At 51.8% G+C, this 22459-nt stretch carries 20 protein-coding genes and 1 pseudogene; 14 read left to right on the top strand and 7 right to left on the bottom strand.

The genetic code is table 11. The features are described 5' to 3' along the window. The 6 genes from J3P97_RS14725 to J3P97_RS14700 form a co-directional block, all read right to left on the bottom strand. On the bottom strand, positions 1 to 1422 hold the full coding sequence (locus tag J3P97_RS14725; protein WP_434672079.1) for a mechanosensitive ion channel domain-containing protein: 1422 nt from the start codon (positions 1420 to 1422) through the stop codon (positions 1 to 3). A gap of 60 nt (positions 1423 to 1482) precedes the next feature. Next, on the bottom strand, positions 1483 to 2331 hold the full coding sequence (locus tag J3P97_RS14720; protein WP_434672078.1) for an alpha/beta fold hydrolase: 849 nt from the start codon (positions 2329 to 2331) through the stop codon (positions 1483 to 1485). Between the two features lie 117 nt (positions 2332 to 2448). After that, entirely contained in the window at positions 2449 to 3465 is a 1017-nt protein-coding gene (locus tag J3P97_RS14715) for an alpha/beta hydrolase (RefSeq protein ID WP_434672077.1), read from the bottom strand. Between the two features lie 87 nt (positions 3466 to 3552). Then, positions 3553 to 4302: an SDR family NAD(P)-dependent oxidoreductase gene (locus J3P97_RS14710; RefSeq protein WP_434657598.1), complete on the bottom strand. Its 750-nt coding sequence runs from the start codon at positions 4300 to 4302 to the stop codon at positions 3553 to 3555. Positions 4303 to 4366: 64 nt separating this feature from the next. Continuing rightward, positions 4367 to 5119: an SDR family oxidoreductase gene (locus tag J3P97_RS14705; protein ID WP_434672076.1), complete on the bottom strand. Its 753-nt coding sequence runs from the start codon at positions 5117 to 5119 to the stop codon at positions 4367 to 4369. A gap of 49 nt (positions 5120 to 5168) precedes the next feature. Next, complete coding sequence (locus tag J3P97_RS14700) at positions 5169 to 5699, bottom strand: DJ-1/PfpI family protein (protein ID WP_434672075.1); 531 nt, start codon at positions 5697 to 5699, stop codon at positions 5169 to 5171. Positions 5700 to 6079: 380 nt separating this feature from the next. Between J3P97_RS14700 and J3P97_RS14695 the strand changes: the two genes are divergently transcribed. The 4 genes from J3P97_RS14695 (at position 6080) to J3P97_RS14680 (ending at position 12812) form a co-directional block, all read left to right on the top strand. Continuing rightward, entirely contained in the window at positions 6080 to 6412 is a 333-nt protein-coding gene (locus tag J3P97_RS14695; RefSeq protein ID WP_434672074.1) for a hypothetical protein, read from the top strand. Positions 6413 to 6440: 28 nt separating this feature from the next. Continuing rightward, on the top strand, positions 6441 to 8777 hold the full coding sequence (locus J3P97_RS14690; protein ID WP_434672073.1) for an FdhF/YdeP family oxidoreductase: 2337 nt from the start codon (positions 6441 to 6443) through the stop codon (positions 8775 to 8777). A gap of 767 nt (positions 8778 to 9544) precedes the next feature. Further along, the gene (locus J3P97_RS14685; RefSeq protein ID WP_434672072.1) at positions 9545 to 10345 is read left to right on the top strand and encodes a hypothetical protein; all 801 of its coding nucleotides are present in this window, start codon (positions 9545 to 9547) and stop codon (positions 10343 to 10345) included. A gap of 1 nt (position 10346) precedes the next feature. After that, entirely contained in the window at positions 10347 to 12812 is a 2466-nt protein-coding gene (locus J3P97_RS14680) for a DEAD/DEAH box helicase (protein ID WP_434672071.1), read from the top strand. A gap of 130 nt (positions 12813 to 12942) precedes the next feature. On the opposite strand, the pseudogene J3P97_RS14675 reads toward J3P97_RS14680, so the two are convergent. Beyond that, positions 12943 to 13340, bottom strand: a pseudogene (locus J3P97_RS14675) (IS66 family transposase); the annotation flags it as partial. A 331-nt stretch (positions 13341 to 13671) separates the two neighbouring features. Between J3P97_RS14675 and J3P97_RS14670 the strand changes: the two are divergent. The 10 genes from J3P97_RS14670 to J3P97_RS14625 all read left to right on the top strand — a co-directional run bounded on the left by J3P97_RS14670 (position 13672) and on the right by J3P97_RS14625 (position 22455). After that, complete coding sequence (locus tag J3P97_RS14670; RefSeq protein ID WP_434672070.1) at positions 13672 to 13959, top strand: hypothetical protein; 288 nt, start codon at positions 13672 to 13674, stop codon at positions 13957 to 13959. A gap of 360 nt (positions 13960 to 14319) precedes the next feature. Continuing rightward, positions 14320 to 15549, top strand: a complete 1230-nt coding sequence (locus J3P97_RS14665) for a hypothetical protein (RefSeq protein WP_434672069.1) — start codon at positions 14320 to 14322, stop codon at positions 15547 to 15549. Positions 15550 to 15562: 13 nt separating this feature from the next. Next, on the top strand, positions 15563 to 16765 hold the full coding sequence (locus tag J3P97_RS14660) for an aminotransferase class I/II-fold pyridoxal phosphate-dependent enzyme (protein ID WP_434672068.1): 1203 nt from the start codon (positions 15563 to 15565) through the stop codon (positions 16763 to 16765). Positions 16766 to 16809: 44 nt separating this feature from the next. Further along, positions 16810 to 18054, top strand: coding sequence for a hypothetical protein (locus J3P97_RS14655; protein WP_434672067.1), 1245 nt, complete (start codon positions 16810 to 16812; stop codon positions 18052 to 18054). Positions 18055 to 18133: 79 nt separating this feature from the next. Next, positions 18134 to 18925, top strand: a complete 792-nt coding sequence (locus J3P97_RS14650; RefSeq protein ID WP_157169913.1) for an aldolase/citrate lyase family protein — start codon at positions 18134 to 18136, stop codon at positions 18923 to 18925. Continuing rightward, entirely contained in the window at positions 18909 to 20036 is a 1128-nt protein-coding gene (locus tag J3P97_RS14645; RefSeq protein WP_434672066.1) for a DUF6817 domain-containing protein, read from the top strand. Before J3P97_RS14650 ends, J3P97_RS14645 begins: the two co-directional genes overlap by 17 nt. 27 nt (positions 20037 to 20063) lie before the next feature. Next, positions 20064 to 20255 (top strand): hypothetical protein, encoded by a 192-nt coding sequence (locus J3P97_RS14640; RefSeq protein ID WP_434672065.1) that lies wholly within the window; start codon positions 20064 to 20066, stop codon positions 20253 to 20255. Next, a complete protein-coding gene (locus J3P97_RS14635; protein WP_434672064.1) occupies positions 20239 to 21000 on the top strand; it encodes an SDR family NAD(P)-dependent oxidoreductase in 762 nt (253 codons plus the stop codon). Before J3P97_RS14640 ends, J3P97_RS14635 begins: the two co-directional genes overlap by 17 nt. Before the next feature lie 9 nt (positions 21001 to 21009). Further along, positions 21010 to 21528, top strand: a complete 519-nt coding sequence (locus J3P97_RS14630) for a MaoC family dehydratase (RefSeq protein WP_434672063.1) — start codon at positions 21010 to 21012, stop codon at positions 21526 to 21528. Between the two features lie 3 nt (positions 21529 to 21531). Further along, complete coding sequence (locus J3P97_RS14625) at positions 21532 to 22455, top strand: ornithine cyclodeaminase family protein (RefSeq protein ID WP_434672062.1); 924 nt, start codon at positions 21532 to 21534, stop codon at positions 22453 to 22455. Positions 22456 to 22459: the final 4 nt, after the last annotated feature.

The following is a 22459-nucleotide window of genomic DNA, read 5'->3' as shown; positions in this document are numbered from 1 at the left end:
TCAGTGGAGCCTCAACCATTTCAGAAAACCTCCGGGCATCGCCGTCGGTGCTTTCTGCAAAAGAATGGAGCGGGCATGCTGATGACGTACCATTTGCAGGCGGGTCAGAGACGTGCGTAGTTGCGATCTTTCGCCCATGCACTGACGCACCTCATCCCGATGCAGTTGAAGGACCTTCACGACTGAGAGCGCGATGAACTGGGCTCCGTTTGGCTTGTTATCCATGACGCCTTCTTCACCCAATACTTCTCCTGGTCCCATTCGCGCGACTTCGACCCAGTTGTTCCCACTGCGTAACTGGACGGACACCACACCACTGCCGATGACCAATAGCTGTTCACTGATCTCATCGGCTTTCAACACAAAATCGCCGGCCGCCAGATAAGATGATTGCAGGTTCATTGCCAGACGATCTTTGTCCTCTGTCGTGAAGCTTGCGAAGATGCGCACGTCGTCCAGGACGAAGCGCGTCATCTTGGATGCAGGGATCTCCGTGGCGTCGGCAATATCAATTCCGGATGCACGCAAATGCCTATAAGTGATGTCGTAAAGGCGATTGCGTGCGGTGATTTTTTCGGCAGGCGTGCCGACAAAACCGATGACTTCATACTCCAGTAAGCCTTCGGTGATGCCTTTGAGGATTACCTTTGGCGCAGGAGCTGGCAGTAGGGCGGAATAACCCAGCAGCGCCTGCTCCAATATGTCCTGGATGCGCTCAGGCCGAAATCGAAGGGGCAGATGCAGGCTTATCGTTACCCCGTGTTGATCTTCAGGCCGGCTCATGTTTTGTATTTTGGTTTTCGCCGCAACCGAGTTTGGGATGACTACGGTGCTACCTTGGGAGGTCAGCAACAACGTCGCCCGCCAATCGATATCGGTGACCCGGCCTTCCATGCCATCGATTTGAATCCAGTCGCCCACTTGATAGGGCCGAGTGGCATTCAGGACGATCCCGCTAAACACATCGCTGAGTGTGCTTTGTAACGCCAGGCCGACAATAATGGCCAGCGCACCAGAAGTGGCCAGCAGCCCTTTTACGGGTAATTCCAGTACATAGGCTGCAGCCGCAACGGTGGCGACCAGGAAAATCAGGGCGCCGAGCACTTCCCTGATTAGGCGCCCTCCGCCTTCGGTCCTGGATATCAGAATTGCGCCGAGCAATTGCGTCAGCATCCGGGCACTTAAAAACCACCAGACAATCATCAACAGCGAAGCAGTTAACTGCCAGGAGCCGGAATCAGCGTCGCGTACCGGTTGCAGCGGTGAGTAGCCTGAAAGAAGGATGGATGCGCTGTAACCGGTATAGAGACAAATGCCAATGCCCGCACGCAGACCGGGCAGCCTTCGGGGAACAACCCACCAACCAATGATATCCGCGATTAATATCGCCCCGAGGAGGGCGCACAGCCATTCAATGTTCACAACGTGGTCCTCCAGGCCGGTGGTGTATTCGCGCTTTCACCTGCGCTGCGAAACAGGTGGTCAAGTGGCTAAGCCACGCCAGAATTGGTGGAGCTCGGCGCTGATAAATTCAGGCTGCTCTTCGAATACCCAATGTCCGCACTTCTCGATGACGCCACCTTTTGCAGATGAAGCGATGTGTTGAGCGCAGGTATGGCAATGGTCACCAAAAGAGACTTCGCCACCCCACGCCAACATCGGAATTTTCAGTTTTTCCCGGGTCAATTGCGCGGTCTGTTCTGACATTTCGGGGATATATCCATAATGGTTCAGGCTCGCGCGAAGATTGCCCGGCTGCCGCATCTGCATAACGTAATAGTCAATGTCGCTCTCGGGCATCGCCGTTGGGTTGTAGGCAAAATCCCTGAAAAAATGCCGCAGATAGATATCTTCCCGGCCTTCAATAAGCGCCCGGGCGATGTCCATGTTCATGTGCATGCTCAGATGCCAATAAGGCACTCGAGGATCGACATACCCTGGAAAATCCAGGCCGAAAAAAGGTGTCTCGATGGTTGCCAGTGACAAGGCACGTTCAGACGCCAGGTAGGCCAGGGCGACCGAGGGTGGACCTCCCAGGTCGTGACTCAGAATGTGGAAGCTATTGACCTGTTCGACGTCCAGCAGGTCGAGCATGTCTTTGGCGATATTGATGGGGTCGTAACCCTGGTAAGGCTTATCGCTGTCGGCGAAACCACGCAGATCAGGGGCGATGAACGTGTAATGTTGGGCAAGCCTGTCGATGACAGGCATGAACTCTCTATGATTTTGTGGCCACCCATGCATGCAGAGGACTACCGGGCCTTTGCCGGCAACTACATAGCTGAGCCGAACACCGTTAACGTTGGCGCGTTTGTGCGTCAGGTTGGTCATGGTGAGTGCCTTTTTTGTACCGTCTTATCCAGGCCGTTCAAGCCTAGGACCATGTGACGGTTGTGCAATGGGATGCATGCCGCACCCGACCGGGTGAACGGCATGCGGTAGGCTTGCTTAGTTGAGGTGAGCCTTGAGTTCTGTACCCGCCTGCCTCATGGCAGCCTTGACTTCGGACACCTGACTCAAAGGGTTCAGCAGGCCATAGTCATGGATCATGCCGTTGTAGCGAACCGCCGTGACATCGACCCCGGCCGCGTCTAGCTTCTGCGCGTAGGCTTCGCCTTCGTCGCGCAACACGTCCAGCCCTGCGGTTTGCACCAGGGCAGGTGGAAGTCCTCTCAATTGATCGATGCTGGCCTTGAGCGGGGAGGCATGAATCTCGGCCCGGGCATTCAGGTCGGTTGTGTAGCTGTCCCAGAACCAGGTCATCATGTTCTTGGTCAGGAAATGGCCTTCAGCGAACTGCTTGTAGGTGTCCGTCTCGAAGTTGGAGTCGGTGACCGGCCAGAGGAGCAACTGGAACCGAATTTTTGGGGTGGCTTTTTCTTTAGCCATCAGGCTCACGACGGCGGCCATGTTACCGCCGACACTGTTGCCGGCCACCGCCAGGCGCTTGCCATCCACGTTGATCTGTTTGCCGTTTTCGGCCACCCACTTGGTGGCGGCGTAAGCCTGGTTAATGGCAGTAGGATAATGTGCTTCAGGGGACGGTGTGTAATCGACGTACACCGCAACGGCGCCGGAAGAGACGACCAGATCACGAATCAGACGCGCATGCGTTGGGTAATCCCCCAGAACCCAGCCTCCACCATGAAAGAACATGAAGGCTGGAAGCTCGCCTTTTACTTTTTCAGGCCGCACCACCGTCAGTTTGATGGTTTTGCCATCGGCGGTAATGGTCTTGTCACTCACCTCAACGCCCGACATATCGACCTTTACCGAGTTTTGTGCGCCCGTAAGAACCGCGCGGGCTTCTTTGGGGCTCAACTGCTCCAGAGGTTTTCCTCCTCCTGCCGCCAGTGCATTCAGAAAGGCTTGGGTTTGATGTTCCGGTACTGGGGTTACAGCGGCCATTGCGGACCCAACCGATAGGGCGATCATCGCCGGCACTGCTTTCGCTACGTGTTTCATGTTGCCTCCTGAAGCTATTGGTTTATATGAAGTATGTAAGGAGGAGGGCGGCTATCGGCGTCGCCCACTCAGTCTTATGTGGATGGGTTACTGGGCGAGATAGCCGCCATCTACGGCTAGACTCTGTCCCGTTACGAAGCTGGCTGCGCCGGAGGCGAGGAACAGGATCGTCTGAGCCACCTCCTCAGTGGTCCCAAGACGTTTGGCAGGTATCAGGCCGCTCAATGCTTCTTCGGTGAGACCCACCTCGGCCAACCTGTGAAGCATTGGCGTGTTCGTAGGGCCGGGAGCTACGCAGTTGACTCGAATGCCGGTCGCGGCGACCTCCAGCGCGGCAGACTTGGTCAGTCCCTCCACTGCGTGTTTGCTGGCTGCATAGAGGGCGCTGCCGGGAAAGCCGACACTTCCGCCGATTGACGACAAGTTGACGACGCTGCCAAAGCCCTGCCGTTTCATGGCGATCAACTCGTGCTTCATGCTGAGCGCCAGCCCCAGCACATTAGTATCGAACACCTCGCGGTAGATCTCTGTGGTGATCTGGTCGATGTCAGTGAACGTACCTTCGATGCCAGCGTTGTTTACGGCAACATCCAGGCGCCCGTATTTGGCGTCTACAAATTCCACAGCCGTCACCACGTTGTTCTCGAATCGAACATCGACGTTAACGAAGTCAGCATCTGCCGCCCCTGCCTCGAGCAGTTCTTTACGCAACGATTCGCCAGCTTCGGCTCGCCTGCCGGTCGCCACGATTGATGCACCGTTGCGGGCGAATGCGAGGCAGACGGCTCGACCAATTCCGGTTAATGCTCCGGTCACAAGAACGACATTACTCATCATGGTTTCCTCTTTCTAATACGACATGGCGACGTCAGCACGACGCAGCGCGTGGGGTCTCTCGACGTCAAACCAACCGCGAACCGCCATCGACATTGATCGTGGCGCCGTTCATAAAGCCGTTGCTCATCAAAAACACAACGGCTGCACCTGCTTCGTCCGCCGTGCCGAGGCGATGCAGCGGCAGGGCTTGTTCCAACGCGGCGACATAGCCATCGCGGGCATCGCCCAAGGTTTTCGTGAGAATCGGCGTGTTTGTCGGACCCGGAGACAGGGTATTGACCCGAATGGGCGCCAGTTCCAAAGCGAGGCCGCGGGCCAGTGCTTCCATGGCCGCTGATGCAGCAGCGAGCACCGCGGTGCCGTAAGCGTTTGGTCGATCGGCCAATGCACCTGAAATGAACGTCACGGAGCCCTGTTTGGAAAGGCGATCACCGAGCGCCCGCAAGGCATGGATCGATGCCCAGATTCGCTCGTCAAAAGCGCGCTGCAAATACGGGATGTCCGCTTCAAGCACTTTGCCGGCGACGAAGGTACCGGCCAACAGCACCAGGTGATCGACTTTCGGGATGTCTGCCAGCGCGGCGCGGATTTGTTCGGGTTGGGTGATATCTGCCGAACGCCAGCCATCGAACTCATGGGTCTGGGCGGCTTGCTCTGCGCGCTGCGGATCAATACCCAAGACAATGACTTTTGCACCGAGGGCCTTGGCCTGAATCGCTGCAGCCAAGCCAATGCCGGAGGTCCCGCCAAAAACAATAATATTCTTGCCTGCTAAATCGCCGGTTATGGCGCCCTGCGTGAATGTAATAGAGCTCATGTCTTAATCCTCTTGCTGATCGCGGGTGGTATATGTTTTGAAATCGACGCTACTTAATGGTTTGTCGGGGGGACGTTCGGAGCCAGATCGATACGGCGTGTGCAAAAGCTTCCACATCTTTTCCGTTGCCGGTAATGACCCATTTCAATGTCACAACATCATCTGGAATAAATATCGTGCCGTAGCTTTTCAGCTTAATCACCAACTCCACCGAATTGGCGGTGGTTGCCTCTTTGCCAACCAGAACTCCTGCTTGTGCGAGCACTATCGAGCCCAGGCCAATCCCGGCAACCAACTTTCGGGCTTTATCGAATTTTTGTAGCTGGGCGATAACGTCGATGTTGTCCCACAGGTACTCTTTAGTTCCAGCTCCGTCCATAACAGCGATGGCATCGAAACATTCGCTATGCATTTCTTCGAGGTCATGCGCCTTAATGTTTTCAAAGGCCATTCCGTCCGTATTACGGACGTCGACGGAAAAGATCCTCAGGTTGTATTCTTTGCGCCATACACCCAGACACGACATGAGCATCGGCGCGTCAATCCGTCTTGGCGGAATAATGATCGCTAAATTTTTCATAGTGGATCCTGGCAACGCGGCTAATTAGAGGTGTCGGATAAGAAACAGGTGCAGATGGGCTATCGCCTTTACCTGTCAGTCACTGCACCGGTTGCAGGCCTGTAATTAGCATCAACCAGTCGAACTTGAAAATACAGGTGCGCTGCGGATTAGGACCTACACCCCAAGGATGCAAATCAATTAGCGCCCCGGTTTCAAAGGGCTGGCGGTATTCGCGCTAAATTCGTGTAAGTCCTAAATGTTGGCGTGCGTTCTCTTTTCGGCGACGCACAAATATGATTCAACGACAAAAGGGTTCACTCACTGATCAACCTGCAGAGTGATCCTTCTGCAGCGGCTTATTGTCAATTGAATGCGTAAGAAAATCTGTGAGGTGTTTAATGAATCAGCCATCGGAAGAGCAAGGTTTCGAAAGTTACAGTCAAATCAGGGTGCACTTTCATGTGTGCCCATCTCTGCCTTGCCTTGAAGTACAAGGCGCCCTTGATCGCCTCGCATTGCTTCCCGGATGCATTGATTACACTTTAACGTATTGGCAGCAAAATGCATTTCAATGGTCCATTGCCGGCGTATGGACTAATGAGGAAGACCGCAATCGTCATTACTGCGGTGAGCAAATTCAAGTTCTTTTCAAATGCCTTATTCAGCGAAGTGCCTCGTTGATCATCTGCAGCGAAGGGCAGATTTTGCACCCCGAGACAGAGAACATCTGAGCGTCACACATCCGGGAGGATAAATGGCATGAGCCTCGAAAAACGCTATCAACCTTACCTCGGCCCCGCAGCAGGATGGGGAGCACTGGTATCTGTTGCGAAATACTGGATGCGAAGCGGAAACGCTATGAAGAATGTCCGCGCGCTTCTGAAGGTCAATCAAGGAAACGGTTTTGATTGCCCCGGTTGCGCCTGGGGCGAGAGCCCTGAAAAGGGCCCAGTCAAATTCTGCGAAAACGGTGCGAAGGCGGTGAACTGGGAGGCAACAACCCGGCACGCGGGACCGGCATTTTTCAGAAGGTATAGCGTTTCCTGGTTATCCGGCCAAAGCGATTACTGGCTGGAGCACCAAGGGCGCTTGACGCACCCAATGCAGTTCGACGCGGCTTCCGGTCACTACGTTGAAGTGAGCTGGGATGAGGCATTTGCCTTCATCGCCCAACAGCTAAATCAGCTGAAGTCCCCAGACCAGGCCGAGTTTTATACGTCCGGCCGGGCCAGTAACGAAGCCGCATTTCTGTACCAGCTGTTCGTCCGGTCCTATGGCACGAACAACTTCCCGGACTGCTCCAACATGTGCCATGAAGCCAGCGCCATTGGAATGTATGAATCTTTGGGCGTGGGGAAGGGGACGGTGACCCTGGAGGATTTCGCCAAGGCCGATGCGATTATCGTGATGGGGCAGAATCCCGGAACCAATCACCCGCGGATGCTAGAGACCCTGCGCGAAGCGGTTACTCGAGGTGCTCAGGTTGTCGTGTTCAATCCCCTAAAGGAGCGCGGCCTCGAACGATTCCAGCATCCTCAGCATCCACTGGAAATGTTGAGCAATGGATCGAAGCCGACCAGTACAGCGTATTTTCGTCCAGCCTTGGGCGGCGATATGGCGGCTATGCGCGGAATGGCGAAATTCCTTTTGCAGTGGGAAAGATTGGCGCAGGCGACCGGCGCAGAGCCGGTTCTCGATCAACGCTTCATCGAAGAACATACCTCGGGTTTGGAAGAGTATGTGGAGACCGTCGAGTCGACGCAGTGGGACGAGATTCTTGCGTTGTCGGGCATGACGCTGGAGGACATAGAGGCGGCTGCGCGCGTCTACCGGAAGGCGAGCAATGTGATCGTTTGTTGGGCCATGGGCTTGACGCAGCATGCCCATTCGGTCGCCATCATCCAGGAGGTGATCAACCTGCAACTGCTGACCGGGAACATGGGACGCCCCGGCGCTGGCGTATGTCCTGTGCGTGGCCATAGCAACGTTCAGGGCGATCGCACGATGGGGATCAATGAGCTTCCACCTGAATGGTTGCTGGATGCCATTGAAGCTCGCTTTCATTTCAAGGTACCGCGTCATTCAGGGCATAACACGGTGGCCGCCATCAAGGCGTTCGAGGAAGGCAAGTCGAAAGTCTTTATTGGTCTGGGCGGAAATTTTGCGCAGGCAACGCCGGACACGTCTCGTACTCATGCAGCGCTCAGGCGCTGCGAATTAACCGTGCACATCTCCACAAAGCTCAATCGCAGTCATCTGGTCACTGGCAAACACGCTTTTATCCTGCCTTGCCTGGGGCGGACTGAAACCGACATGCAGGCATCGGGTCCACAGGGCGTCACGGTCGAAGATACGTTCAGCATGGTTCATCTATCTCACGGTCCTTTGCGCCCCCAGTCGTCTAAACTCAAGTCCGAACCGGCGATAGTTGCGGGACTGGCGAAAGCGGTATTAGGCACGCATCCAATAGATTGGAGTTGGGTGATAGAGGATTACGGTCGGATTCGTGCGCTGATTGCCGACGTCATTCCCGGATTCGTCGGTTTCAACGAGCGACTTAAAGCGCGTGGCGGATTTCACTTAGGCAACGACGTTGCCCTGCGTATCTGGCGCACTTCGACGTCCAGGGCACGCTTCATTTCGAATCAGTTGCCGGGCGACCTGATTACTTCTCTCGCAGAAAAAACCGGCGATCGGGCAGACCTTCTCCTGCAAACTCTTCGTTCTCACGACCAATACAACACGACTGTTTATGGGCTCGATGACCGTTATCGCGGTGTTCACGGTACTCGCCAAGTCATATTCGTAAACGCTGAGGAAATCACTCGGCTAGGATTTGAACCGGGAGAACAGGTCGATATTGTCTCGCTGTGGCCGGATAAGCGAGAGCGTCGGGTGACCGGTTTTACACTCATCGCATACGACATACCTCCAGGCCAGGCCGCTGCTTATTATCCCGAGACCAACCCACTTGTCCCATTGGACAGTTACGGGCATCGAACCTTCACACCAACGTCCAAGTCTGTCGCCATAAAACTTGTAAGGTCAGCCGTTGAGGCGGGTGGCCCCTTGATTTCTTATGTGTCGGTTCCGTGATATCGCGGAAAACCAAAAGGACACCGCCAGGCACACGTCAGAATTACCAAGAAGCCCAATTGCTCGCGGAGCTGGGCCATCTCGGGGCTGGGGGCATCCTTTTCAAACCATCCAAAGCATGCCCTCAAATATGCCCCCAACGCAGCAATCCACTGGAAGTGAATGGAGTTCCATGGTTGGTGGAAAGGCAAAAATGATCACATGAACAGCCTGCCCGACGACGCCTAAAGACTCTCAGGGTCGCCAAAAAACATTTTGACTGGGCTCTAGGACGGTATTTTCAGGCGGAAAAAATTCAAATGTGCCCCCAATTTTGCCCCCAGTGCATCAGGTTCGCGAGTGACGATTTCCCACAGAGCCAGATGGATTCAGATGGCTTTCAGTAGTTCATAAGTGCGGGGGAGTGGCTCACGCTGCCTACCTCTCAGTCGGGAATGACCAGCGGCGTTGGATGGGGCTGTCTACAGTGCTGCGTATCTTTCAATCCGACGCTGATTGACCTACGAACGAGTGGATATTTATACAGCTGTTACGCAGACTCCGACGATTTGTACCAAAAATTGTCTCCGATCTTGTTTACCGGTCCTGTCAATCACGCTAACTTGCGGTAACGCTAGCACAGTGCCGCTATCGGTCATCATCCCTGACTAGATCTCACTCGCGCGCACAGCTGCTCAGCTAGTGCCTACCCTTAATCAGGGCGGGATCATTGATCGCGCGCAGCAACCGCAAGAGGATTCTGCGGTTTAGTGTTTGTAGGAAGTGTTATGGATGGCGTGAGCTTCAAGCAGGTAGACCAGTATGCCCTGTGTTGTGTCGAGAATTTTTCTGATGAGCTTAAGCTCGCGCTGAGGAAAAACCTCACCCGTATCTGCCATGGTGCTGATCAGGCCAGCAAGGACAGGGCGATCTACAAATACCCTGCGACGATTAAGCACTTCTGGAACGAGCGCTATTCCAAGAAAACTTGGGAAACCCGGATTGGTATGCTGGGTGAGCTCCTGTCTCACGTCATCATTCTGAAGCTCTTCCCCAACTTCGATGTGGTCTCCCCGTTCTTCAATATGGAAGAGAAGAGTATCCGGAAGGGCTTCGATCTCCTCCTATACGAGACCTCAACCAACAACGTCTGGATCACCGAGGTCAAGTCGGGCGGCAGAGGGGCGGACAAGACTTCTTGCTCGGCCACAAGTGCGCAATTGCGTTTGGCTCGGGATGACCTCAAGAGGCGTTTGGCTGAGCCGGAGCTCAATCACTGGCTCAACGCGATCAATGCCGCGAAAAATGCGATCCACAACAAAGCTAATTACCGGGACTCGGTTATTGAGATCTTGGAGATGGAAGGTGATTTAGCTGAAGAAGACGGGGCGAGTGCTTCGGACAACAATGTGTTTCTGGTCTCTGCCCTGTTCAGCGAAGTGTCCCAGGCTATCGCCGAAAATACCGTGTCAAATTTCACCACCAAGCTGGTAGCTGAAGCTGTGTTCAAAACGGTGTGGGTGCTGTCCCTCCACAAAGGCACCATGGAAAAGCTGGAAGAGTTTTTGAGGCAGGAGGCGGAGCAGTAGCATGGAAGAGCTGACTATCAGGAAACTGGGCAACACCAAGTTCAAGGATCTGTATTTCCAACTCCTCAAGGGAGACGAACTGGGTAACACAGAGATTGTGAAACTTTTGGCGATCGCCGTGCTGCTCCTTAACCACAAGACCCTCGAAATTCGGCGTCTCGGCTACCGCATTATCCTGTTTTACGGTAACGCTTCGGGTCAGTACCAGGCGCTGTACGATGTAGCACTCAACAGTGGCCTGCACCCTGTCTCAGCAGTGATCAGCAGCTACTTTTCCGAGGATGACCACCGCAGCGAGTCGTTCATCCGAAACATCGTGGGCAGCTACATCGATACCTTCCGTGATCAAGGCATCGTGCTGACTGAGCAACAGGATGCCCTGCGGACATTTGTTCAGTCGGAGTACCGTAAGTCGTCAGTCGTGGTTGCTCCGACTAGTTACGGTAAATCTGAGCTCATCATCCAATCGGTGAGGGAAAATCCAGGGCAGCGGATCCTGATCCTCGTGCCCTCTAAGGCTTTGCTGGCCCAGACGAAAAAGCGGTTGATCTACGCGGACATTGAGGGGTTGGGCAAGGTGGTGACCCACCCCGAGATGTATTCGGTTGAGCGAAAGAACAGGGCATTTGTCCTGACCCAGGAGCGGCTCAACAGGCTCTTGAACGAGAACGCCGGGCTGAGCTTCGATATGGTCTTCGTCGACGAGGCCCACAACCTGCTGCAGAGCGACCGCAGAAGTGAGTTACTGGCTGCCATGCTGTGCATCCTGGGGGCTCGTAACCCGGAAACATCGTTCAAGTTCCTGACTCCCTTCCTGTGCGATGAACTCAATGTCCGTGTGCGCTTCCTGGACATGATCCCGAGCGGATTCAAGATCGACGAGTACATCAAGTCTGAGCGCTTCTACATCAAGGATTTTAGGGCAGGGAGGGGCCAGACGAAGCTCAAGCTCTATGACCATTTCCTGAATGACTGGATGGAGTTCGATCGGAGGTATGCCAACTGTTTCGAGCTCATCAAAGGCGAAGCACTGTCCAAAAACATCGTTTACGGCAACAGGAAGAAAAGCATTGAGTCATTTGCGGTTGAACTGGCAGCCGTGCTGCCGCTCGTAGACTGTCCGCTGATCCAGACAGCCTGTGCCGAGCTAGAAGAGCTTTTTGACCGACGCTACAAACTGATCGGCTGCTTGCGCAAAGGGGTTATGTACCACCATGGTTCGATCCCTGACACCATCCGTCTTTACTTGGAAAGCCTGTTCAGCAGCTCCAAGCAGATGAGGTTTCTTGTCTGCAACTCCACGCTTCTGGAAGGGGTGAATCTGCCGATCGAACGACTCTTCGTCTTTGATTTTTTCAAAGGGAAGCAAAAGCTGACGCCATCTCAATTCAAGAACCTGGTCGGACGCGTCAACCGGTTCAGTGAGGTCTTCGCGCCTGGAGCTAAGGCTGCGTTGAGAAAGCTGGAGTCCAGCGTCTACCTGTTGGGCGTAAATGGCTACACACGCGACAATGCAGCGCTTGAGACTTTCTACGATAAATCCGTCAACGTCTCAAAGGTGGTCAAGGACACTGTCAGCAACGTTCTGCTTGAAGCCACCAAGATCATCGATGGGAAGGTGTCGGTTCTCTACGACGACGCCGTGGCTCGTCTTGAGAATCTGCATCCTGGCGTGGTTAAAGATCGGGAGTGTCGGTACGTTACCACCCAGGTGGGCAAGCTCCTCATCGCGAACAGTGTCAGTGAAATTGACGTGTTCTCAGAGGAGGAGGCTATTGAGCGGAAGATCAGGCGAGGCATCGAGGCGAACGGCGTCATCAACACCGTTGACAGGCTGATGCTTGCGATCTCAAAATCGTTCGTCGATCACTTCGACAACAGCCGAGAGTACAGCGACCTGGTGCGTCTCAAGCAAGAGCCTGCCCGGAATTTCTACGCCATGATCCTGGATTGGAAGCTTAAGAAACTCAGCGTCAAGCAGACGATCCGACAGACGCTCGCGTACTGGAAAAAGCTGGTCGAGACTAGCCATAGCGATCACGTGTTCGTGGGTAAATGGGGTGATACCAAATATCGCGACAGCAAGTACGAGAACTGGGTAAGGATCTCCCAAAAGGATGACGGCGAGCGTATTAACCTGGCAATCGTCCGTCTCAAGGACGAGGACGATTTCTTCGACAACAAGATCTTCAAGTTCGTCGAGGTGCTGAATGGGGTAGGTGCCCTGGATCCAGGGTTCTACAAACTCATCAAATACGGTACTGCGGATGACACCAAGATCAAGCTCATCCGCGATGGCTACAGCCATGGCCTGGCGGATCTGATGCTCGAACGGTACCCCGAAACTGTGCGTGCGACGTTCGGCGGCGAGATCGAAGTGAGCCCTCGCCTAGTCAACATGATGATCAACAACGAGGAAAGCGATCTGCTGATCTTTGAAGCCAAGATGAACCTCAAACCCATCTGATTGAGGATCTTGATGGCCAGCAAGGGTTGGTTGACTACAGCCCTGCGGCTGCCCTAGCTGTCTATTGGTTGCAAAAAAATACTTTCCGACGTTGAACGTCGGTAAGCGCACGGCAAACCGTCTTGCACGATTAAGTCGGATGCCACCTATGTCGCAACAGCGCTGTAATCTCACTCGGCCGCTGCGTAGGCAGGCGCGTCAGCACATCCTTCAGGTAGGCATACGGATCGTGCCCATTGTTCCGGGCCGACTGGATCAAACTCATGATCGCAGCGGCGCGTTTGCCGCTGCGTAGCGACCCAGCAAAGTGCCAGTTCTTGCGCCCCAGCGCCCAAGGCCGTATCTGGTTCTCACACCAATTATTATCAATGGGCCGAGGTAGCGCGACAGCGCCGTCCAGCATTTCAAGCTGTAATCCAAGGCTTTGCCAATGGCCGAACAGTTGTGCACGATATCGCGCTGGGCGACCATCCAGGCATGCAACGCATCCATCACTGGTAACGCCTTTTCTTGCCGTATTCGAAGGCGTATGTCCGGCTCCAGATCCACAAATACCACGCTTGTCTCATGGCAATTTGATGTGGCGAAGGCTCTATTTCGGGGTTATATGATTGGATCCACTTTACATCACAAGTAATTTTGATGTAAAACGTTCCTATTCGGCGCTCCTTAATGGTGCATCGAACAGACAAGGAGCGTCAGCAATGAGAATCATTCCCTGGGTTATCTATTCCAGATTTTTGACCGCCGGCATGATGCTGGTCGTCCCGGGCCCACAGGTCCGGGCCGTCAAAAATACAAATAACATGTCAGCGGAGCTCGACACGTCATTTGTAACCGCTATGGCTGTGCGACTGAAATGACATACGCTTCGGTCTATTTCAGCGCATGGACCCTCACAGAAATCGCCCGTCAATCCGTCGCGCCTGGCATGATCGAGCGCGCTGGAATCATTCACGGACAAAAGCTTTCGTTGTATGGCTCGGCGACCAATACCACTCACCTTCCCCGATATTTCAAAAAAGACCAGTCTGTTCAGACCTGTCTCAATCTGGCCGCGCTATTGACCTGCTGGGTGGGCCTGGGCTCTGTTACTAACACTATTGCTGCATTGGCATTACCGACGATGTCGCGCTCCAACATTTGAATACTTAAATTCAATGGCGTACAAGGACTAATAACGCCTGCATTTTAAGTCGTATATGGCGGTTCTTGACTAATACTTTGACGAGGCCAATACATGGGGTTGAAAGTATTTTATTGCCTGCCAATTAGGGCTTTCTAAGGATGGTTATGTCTGGAAGAGATTTGTATTTTGAACCCGGCACAATGCCGGAAATTATTAAGTTGAGTGTTCAAACACCTGAATGTATTGTTGTCATTGTTGGGGATGACCCGACGTCAGTTATACACGGTGCAGAACTGCGTGATGACAGACTGAAGCACAATGACAAAGACGTCAGGCTAGCCATATCGAATTAATCATTGGCCACGGAAGGATTGCCACATGAAACTATGGGATGCGAAGCTATTTGACACCGCGTTAAAAGTGGGAGGATTTGAAGAAAATGACCGCTTGCTGGCGGGACTGAAGGAAACTGTACCGGTTGATATACAGGCAATATCTTCTGCCGCCACCAGGCTGTGTTCATTGATCTGCTCGACTTTGAAAAATAATTACAAGTCGGATCTGCACGCCATGGCCACGGCGATAGGATTCAGACCCGAAGCGGCAAAATTAATGCGATATTTTTCTGAAGAAATTACATCGCGAGTCTTTTCCCGGGTGGATCTGTTTGTTGAGCAGGATGGATGGAAATTTCTAGAGTTTAATATGGGGAGCCTGATGGGGGGTATGCAGTATGCATCGCTGCCTCGATTATCTGGATTTGAACAGCCGGGCGACGTTCTTGAACGTTGGGCTCAAGGAATGAAAGATCACGGTATCGGACCGAACTCGCTTACGTTGTTTCTGGTAGACGAGTCAATATTTGAAGAGGCCTGTCACCCATTGACGGTTTTTTCGCAAGCACTGCAACAGGAAACCGGGAGCGAGGTGATTATCAGCTCGCCGTGTTCTGTCTCATGGGATGGTCATCGCCTGCGCTATCAGGGAAGGGCAGTGGATAACGTGTATTGCCGGTTTGATCAAGAACAATTATTGCACGGGATGGATGATTATCGCGACTTTCTTTCGGCACTTGAGGCGAAGGCGGTTAATTGTCCATTTGGACTTGGTTATAACGTACTTGCCGGGAAAGGTGTCTGGGCGTTGCTTTGGCAGTTGTGTTCGGAAGACAAACTTGGCATTGAAGATCGTTCTTTGGTGGAAAAGCACTTGCCCTATACTTTTTGGCTAGTCGATTCCTCACTGGATATCGCGCTAAAACAGCAACAGAAGTGGGTGCTTAAACCAACAGACGGTTACGCTGGACGTGACGTCGTATGTGGCAGGGAAGTGACAGGGCAGCAGTGGGAAGACGCGTTACATGCTGCGCTGTCGGTCGGGGGCAAGGCATTTATTATTCAGGAGTATGTTGAGCCTGATCCCCGATGGGTGGCGACGTACGATGTGGATGGACATCTGGAGGAGTATCAGGCTCGGGTCGTATGGGGGCTTTATTTTCTTGACGAAAAATATTTGGGCGGACTGTTACGCGCGCTTCCCGTTACGCATTCAGCCGTCATCAACTATGCAAGCGGCGCGGCAACCGGCCCCATGATGAAAGTAGAGTGATCGAGGAACAGGTATGAACAAATTTACTAATTTCAGCAAAATGATTCAAATTAGCGAGCCTTCTTGGGAGGTTGCGGAAACTGAAGGATTAGCCGGTCTGGCGGTCAATTACCAGAACGCGCCCTTCCTCAAACATGAGGATGTGAGCTTTATCAATATGTGCGGTTGTTCATATTTGGGCCTGGATACACATCCGGCCATTTTGCAGGGCGCCGTCGAAGGTGTGCAAAAGGCTGGAACTCTTCACCTGACGACAGCGCGGACCCGTTTAAAAATATCCATGCTGGATGAACTGGAAGGGCGCCTGTCCGATCATTACAAAGGTTACACGGCCTCCTACATCACCTGCTCGGCAGCGACGGCAGCGTTTCTTCCTATCTATGCATCCGGAACCTTCACACAAGGTGTGAAACCAACGATGGTGTTTGACAAGTACGCACATTTTTCAATGAACCATGTGAAGCCAATTTGTGCGGACGAAACAGAGGTTTTAACCTCTCCTCACAACGATCTTGATTATCTGGAAGACGTGTGCCGAAACAATAACAAAGTCGCTTATATTGCAGACGGCACTTATAGCGTGGATGGCTTTGCCCCGATAAAAGACCTCATCTATCTGCAAGATCGTTATGGATTATTTCTCTATCTTGATGATTCACATGGTTTTTCAGTTACCGGAAAAAAGGGTGAGGGAATCGTGCTTCAAGAGATGGGCGGTATCAATGAGAATACCGTAGTCGTCGCTTCTCTGGCAAAAGCATTTGGTGCTTGTGGCGGCATGCTGCTGAGCGGGCGAAAAGACATGGTTGAGCGCGCCGTGCGCTACGGTAATCCATGGTCCCAGTATCTCAACTCGGCGGGTATTGGTGGTTGTCTTGCATCGTTGGATATTCATAACAGTCCAGAGTTGGCTATTCGGCAACAACGCTGGCGCAAAAACCTCCAAATAATTGATGATAGTTTTACTGTAACTAACAGTGGCACGGAGTCGCCGATCAGAGTGGTCTTGTTAAAATCTCCGGAGGCTGCGGTAAAAAGTGCCAAGCTGCTATTTGACCTGGGTTATTACACGTCCGCTGTGTTTTTTCCAATAGTGCCGAGAGATAAGGCGGGTCTGCGGATCATGCCGAGTGCAAATCTGTCAACTGAACAGATGGTTGATTTTTGCAACAAGGTTAAGGAGGTTTGTAAAGGACAGTTGCTTTTGTCTCATTGAAATACATGGAGTGTGATGTCGTTGTTACCCTGTAAGGATGCAGAATGAGTATGTATACGCTGAAGCAGATTGTATCGTTGGCGAAAGAAAATTCTCCGATTTATCGTGAGCTGTATAAGGATATTAATCTCGACCTCATAGCCCTTGAAACATTACCGATCCTGACGCATGAGCAGTTGATGAGGATCGTTCAAGACAAAGATGCCATTCGCTTTTTTAGCAGTGAATACAATGATGGTATCGTCTATCAGTCTTCCGCGACCACCGGCCAGCCGAAAGCGACTCTGTTTGGCCGTGATGAATGGCAGACAACGGTAAAGTTATTGGCTGTTAATCATTGGCGTTCGGCTACGCTACAGGCCAATGATGTTGTCGCTAATCTTTGCGTTGGTGGAAGCGCATCGTTCATGTTCGTACACGGCACGATAGAGAACTTTCCTGGTCGATGCTGTGAGTTGCCTCTGGGCAGCGATCATGATTTCGATTACCTGATCAATTCGTGCAAAAAATTCTCGGTTAATGTGCTGGCAGGGATCAACTCCACTTTTATCGGACTTGCCCATCATTTGTTAGCCCAAGGACAAAGCGCGCCAGAAATCAAACGTATTCTCTGTGGTGGTGAGCTTTTTTATGGCAAGCAACTGGCATTAGTCAAAGCCGCATTTCCTGACGCCGACATTATTCCCTTTATGTTTGCTACCACTGAAACAGGGCTGATTGGCTTGGCAGAACCAGGCTTCGCACAGAACGTGTTTTGCGTTTGCCCGGAAGCTTGTTTGCTGGAAATCGTGGATGCCGAAACCAAAGAGGTGATTACTGAACCTGGGAAAATGGGATTGGCGGTTGTGACCAGCCTTTTGCGCAGTGCAGCCCCCGCGATTCGAGTGGAAGTGGGCGACTATGCGCAATGGATAGATTCGCCGGGTACAGCGCGCCGTAAATTCAGTATCCACGGGCGGCGCTATCTTAAGGAGCATCCGTTTTACAATACGAATATTACTGAAACGGATGTTTACAAGATTATTGAATGTCTTGAAAAAGACGTTGATCTGCTCAAACTCAAGCTGGAGCTTCATGAGCGTGGTATCAGGTTTATTGTTGCCTGCGATGGCACAGACACTGATGTGAAAGCTGTTGAAAAAATAGTCACGGACGCCTTAAGAGTTGTCAAGCCAGATGCAATTATTCCTTGTGAAGCTGTGCATGTAGTACTGGTCGATTTCCCATATTTTATTGAAGGTATTCGCCGGAAAGGACGAGTGATTTCCGATCTGCGAGCGCCGCGATAAATATTCATAATCTTAAAGGGGATGAGAAATGCGAACACCCGCGACCTGGCTATACGTTCCTTCTGTGAAGGAGCGAATCATGCATAAGGCGATTGCCTCTTCGGCAGACGTGATTATTTTTGATTTAGAAGACTCCGTGCCCGAGTCGGAAAAAGAAAGTGCCAGAAATAATATAAAAAACATATTCAGCAATACCGATAGGAATTATCTGTCGTGCATTAGGGTCAATCAGGTTTCGACGACAGAGGGTGTTGCTGATTTGCTTTTTTTGCGTGAAAACAATATTTGTCCTGATTATATTTTGCTACCAAAAGCGGATATGGAAAAGGACGCCTGGTTCGCAATGAACCTACTGGGTTTTTTCGAAAAACCGCCACGCTTATTCCTGCTGATTGAAACAGTTTCATCGTTTGTTCAGTTTCGTAATCTTTCAGAGAAGCCTGAACATGTTGAAGGGGTGTTTTTTGGATCTGCCGATTTCTCGGCAGATCTGTGTGTTAGCCCAGCAGACAATGAATTTCTGTGGGCTCGGCAAGAAATTGCGCTTCAATCACGCCGGTTGAACATCCCAGCCATTGATACACCTTGCTTCAATATCCATGATCGAGAGTCGAACAGTCGACACGCAAGACAAGCAAGGGATATGGGGTTCGTAGGATTGCAACTCATTCATCCAAAGCAACTGGAGGATATTGATTTTTCATTTTCGCTTGACCCGTCTGAATTTAAGGAAATGACGACGTCAATTGATGATGCCCGACAAAATGGCGATTGCGCTGTTCAACGGTTTGATAACTTTGTTTTTGGCCCTCCCTTGTTGCGTTATGTTCGCAATATGGAAAAACGAATGGATAATGAAAATGCTGACTGATACGTTGGAAGTTATCAATAAAAACGGCATCGCGATTAATGATGATTTGCTATCGCCCGAGTTGCTGGTTGAACTGCAGGATTTTTTTGAAAAAAATGTCACTTGGACCTTTGGTTCTCAGTCCGACCGAAAAGAGATGCAATTGGGTCATTGGAATTATGACTTTATCAATGCATTACCAGGTAGCCAAACCAACTATGAACAAGCCCTGTTTGAATTGGAACATGGCGAAGTACTGACCAAGGTTTGGTTGCAGTTGAAAGACACTTTGTTAAAAGGGCACCAATTGGTGCGTTTCTACGCCAATGCGCACACCTATGGCGTGGAGGGTTATCCGCATATTGATAACCGCACCGATAATAACTACTCCACGGTCCTGTATCTAAATCCTGAGTGGGATATTGAATGGGCTGGTGAAACCATCATTGCGAATGAGTTTAAGGATGTCACCCATGCTGTGCTGCCTAAGCCTGGGCGTGCGGTCACCTTTAACGGGCGACTGTGGCATGCCTCACGTTCCGTCAGTCGGCGTTGTCCGGCATTGCGCGTCTGCCTGGTGATCAAGACGCGACTGCAGCCGGGCAATGAAAAAGAGCGCTTTCACGAACATCTTTCTTTTCTCGCAAAAACCGGGGCTGCGGATCAAGTGCATAGCGGTCGTAGCTCCCTGCAAGACCACCTCTTAGGCACCGCCACCATCCTGAGCAAGACAGGGGCGGGGGACGATGTTCAATTGGCCGGAATGTACCATTCCATTTATTCCACCCAGTCTTTTCACCACGTGACTATTCCTATTGAGGATAAAGATCAGGTCGTGGGAATGATTGGTCCCGCCGCAGAAAAACTGGTGCGCGCATTTTCGGTGTTGCCCCGTCCCGCAGTCCTGAGTCAGGCCTTGATCGAGAAGGGTGAGCATTGGATTGAGCATCTCTGGCCTTTAATCGTTGATTACCCGCAGTTACGGGACCTGGAAAAAAATGATTTGTCAGGACTGCTGCATTTGGAGTTTGCAAATCTGGTCGAGCAAAAAGGCTTGCACCTCTATCCCGTGATTGGAAAGTATGCCGTTAAGCATGGCTGGTTGAGTGAGAACGGATATTTAAATAATTAAATTCATTTTTCAAAGGATGGGAAGGTGATGAAAAGCCGATTTTTTACGACCTATTACTGGGGCTACAAGACGCTGTCCGAAGGCGATATCCTGAAAATGAGTGCCGTCGAACGTGTTTTTGTTATTGATCGCCTGAGCGAGAAAGATAATCTGGAGTATTCCTTTCCAGCAAAACAGAATGAACAGAAGAGCGAGCTGACTCATGAAAAGGTTAGCTGATAAGACTGCGCTCATTACGGGTGGGAGCAAAGGGATCGGACGAGCGATTTGTAATGCTTTCTCCCAGCAAGGTGCGAACGTTATCTTTACCTATGCGCATGATAAATTTTCTGCCGACACGCTATGTGAGGAGATTCGCGAGCGAGGAGGGGAAGCGCATGCCATTTGTATTGATCATACATCGCCGGACTGTGCCGAGGAAATTCACGCCCAGGCCTTTAAAAAGAATCAACAGATTGATGTGCTGGTCAATAATGTGGGGATTTTCGATCGTACCTCTTTTCTGAGTATTACAAAGGAACAGTACGACAGTGTGCTGGATGCGAATTTGAAGGTGCCTTTTTTTCTGTGTCAGTTAATCGCTCGATCGATGGTGCGGCAAAAAATTAACGGCAGCATTATTAATGTTTCCTCGTTAAGTGCATTGCTGTCGCGTAGTTGTATGACGCATTATCAATGTAGCAAAGCGGCGCTTACCACTCTTTCCCGTAGCTTGGCACTAGAACTGGGTGAGTACGGAATACGTGTGAATACTATTTCGCCCGGCTTGACCGCCACCGATGCAAACAAATCACAGTGGGAAGGGGATGACAACGCCTGGCAAGGAAGAAGTGCCGGTATTCCCTTGAGGCGTACCGGCGTACCTGATGATCATGCAGGTGCTGTTGTATTTCTTGCCTCGGATGAGGCCCGATGGATTACCGGTGCCGATATCATTATTGATGGCGGAATGTCGGTCTATTAAGAAGATATGATGACTAATAAATTTATACGTGTTCTCGAGCTCCTCGGTGAGCAACGTTATCGTGAATGTTACGGTATGCATTACGATAACTTTTCCATCGGTGATGTTTATGAACATTGGCCAGGCAGAACGATCACGGAATCTGATTGTTATTGGCAGACACATCTTCATGCTAATCCGCACCCGTTACATTTCGATAATGATTATGCGGCGCAAACAGAATTTGGGCGGGTGGTTGTGTCCAGCTTGGTAACGCTGCCGCTGATTCATTCCATGACCGTTGCAGCAACGAGCGTGAACGCGATCGCCAACTTGGGGTGGGAAAAAATTCGTCTTTCCGCCCCTGTATATGTCGGCGACACGCTATACGCCGAAACCGAAGTGCTTGATAAGCGCTTATCTGACTCGCGCCCCGGTCAAGGCGTTGTGACGGTATGCACGCGAGGTTTTAAAAGCGGAAAAGAACTGGTGATGACGTTTGAGCGTTCTTTCCTAATTGCTCAAATGGCAACAGAAAAGGGCTGCTAAGACATGACTGTTTACTACGGTTACGATGAGTTGATGGCACAGGTCTCTTTACCTGAGTTAGTTGACTGTATGGACCTTGCACTCCGACAGGGAACTGAAGCGCGCAGTGATGTGCCGCAGCGCAGCATGATTTACAAAGACGAAGGGCGTTCCGCCTATTTTTCCATGCCGGCGTTTTCCGCCGACATGCAAATCTTTATCACGAAAGTCGCGACGTTCAAGGCGAGAGCGGCGGACGATAAATTCCCGTCGATCCAGTCAGTGGTTGTGGCTTTCGAAAGCGAGAACGGCGAGCTCTGTGCTTTGCTGGATGGTGCTGCGATAACCAATATCAAGTGCGCCGCAATCTCTGCATTGGTGACTCGTTATTGTTCGCAGGACAAACCCCATCATCTGGCCGTTTTGGGCAGCGGTGTTCAGGCTCGCCAGCAGTTATGGGGGCTCTCAAGTGTCCGGTCCATTGAAAAGCTGTCGATATGGTCACGCTCGCGTAGTAACGCTTTGCGTCTTGGGCAGGAAGCCAGGGAGCTCTGGTTACCCGATTGCGAAATTCGGGTGGTGGACGATGCTGAAGAGGCAATTCAACAGGCCAGCTTGATAGCGACAACAACGGCCTCTTGTCAGCCAATAGCCACTTTTAAATCGCTCAAGCACGGTGTGCATATCAATTGTATGGGTGCACACACACCTGATTCACGGGAGATCCCCCGCGAAGTCCTCGAGCGTTCGGTCCTGATTGTTGAGAATCGGGCCACGGCGTGTGATGAGGCGGGCGAATGGCATCGCCAGGCAACCGAAGTCTCGTCGCTGGTCAACGGACCTTCACGGGTGGAAGATACGACGATTTTCAGCTCCACGGGATATGCATATTACGACTTGATAACCACGTCTTACTTGTTGCGTAAGTTGCGAAATATCACTGCTTAAGGAT

It is taken from the genome of Pseudomonas sp. R1-15 (assembly GCF_051132085.1).
Classification (GTDB): domain Bacteria; phylum Pseudomonadota; class Gammaproteobacteria; order Pseudomonadales; family Pseudomonadaceae; genus Aquipseudomonas.
The sequence above is the reverse complement of the archived record's forward strand: the minus strand, read 5'-3'. Positions and strand labels throughout refer to the sequence as shown.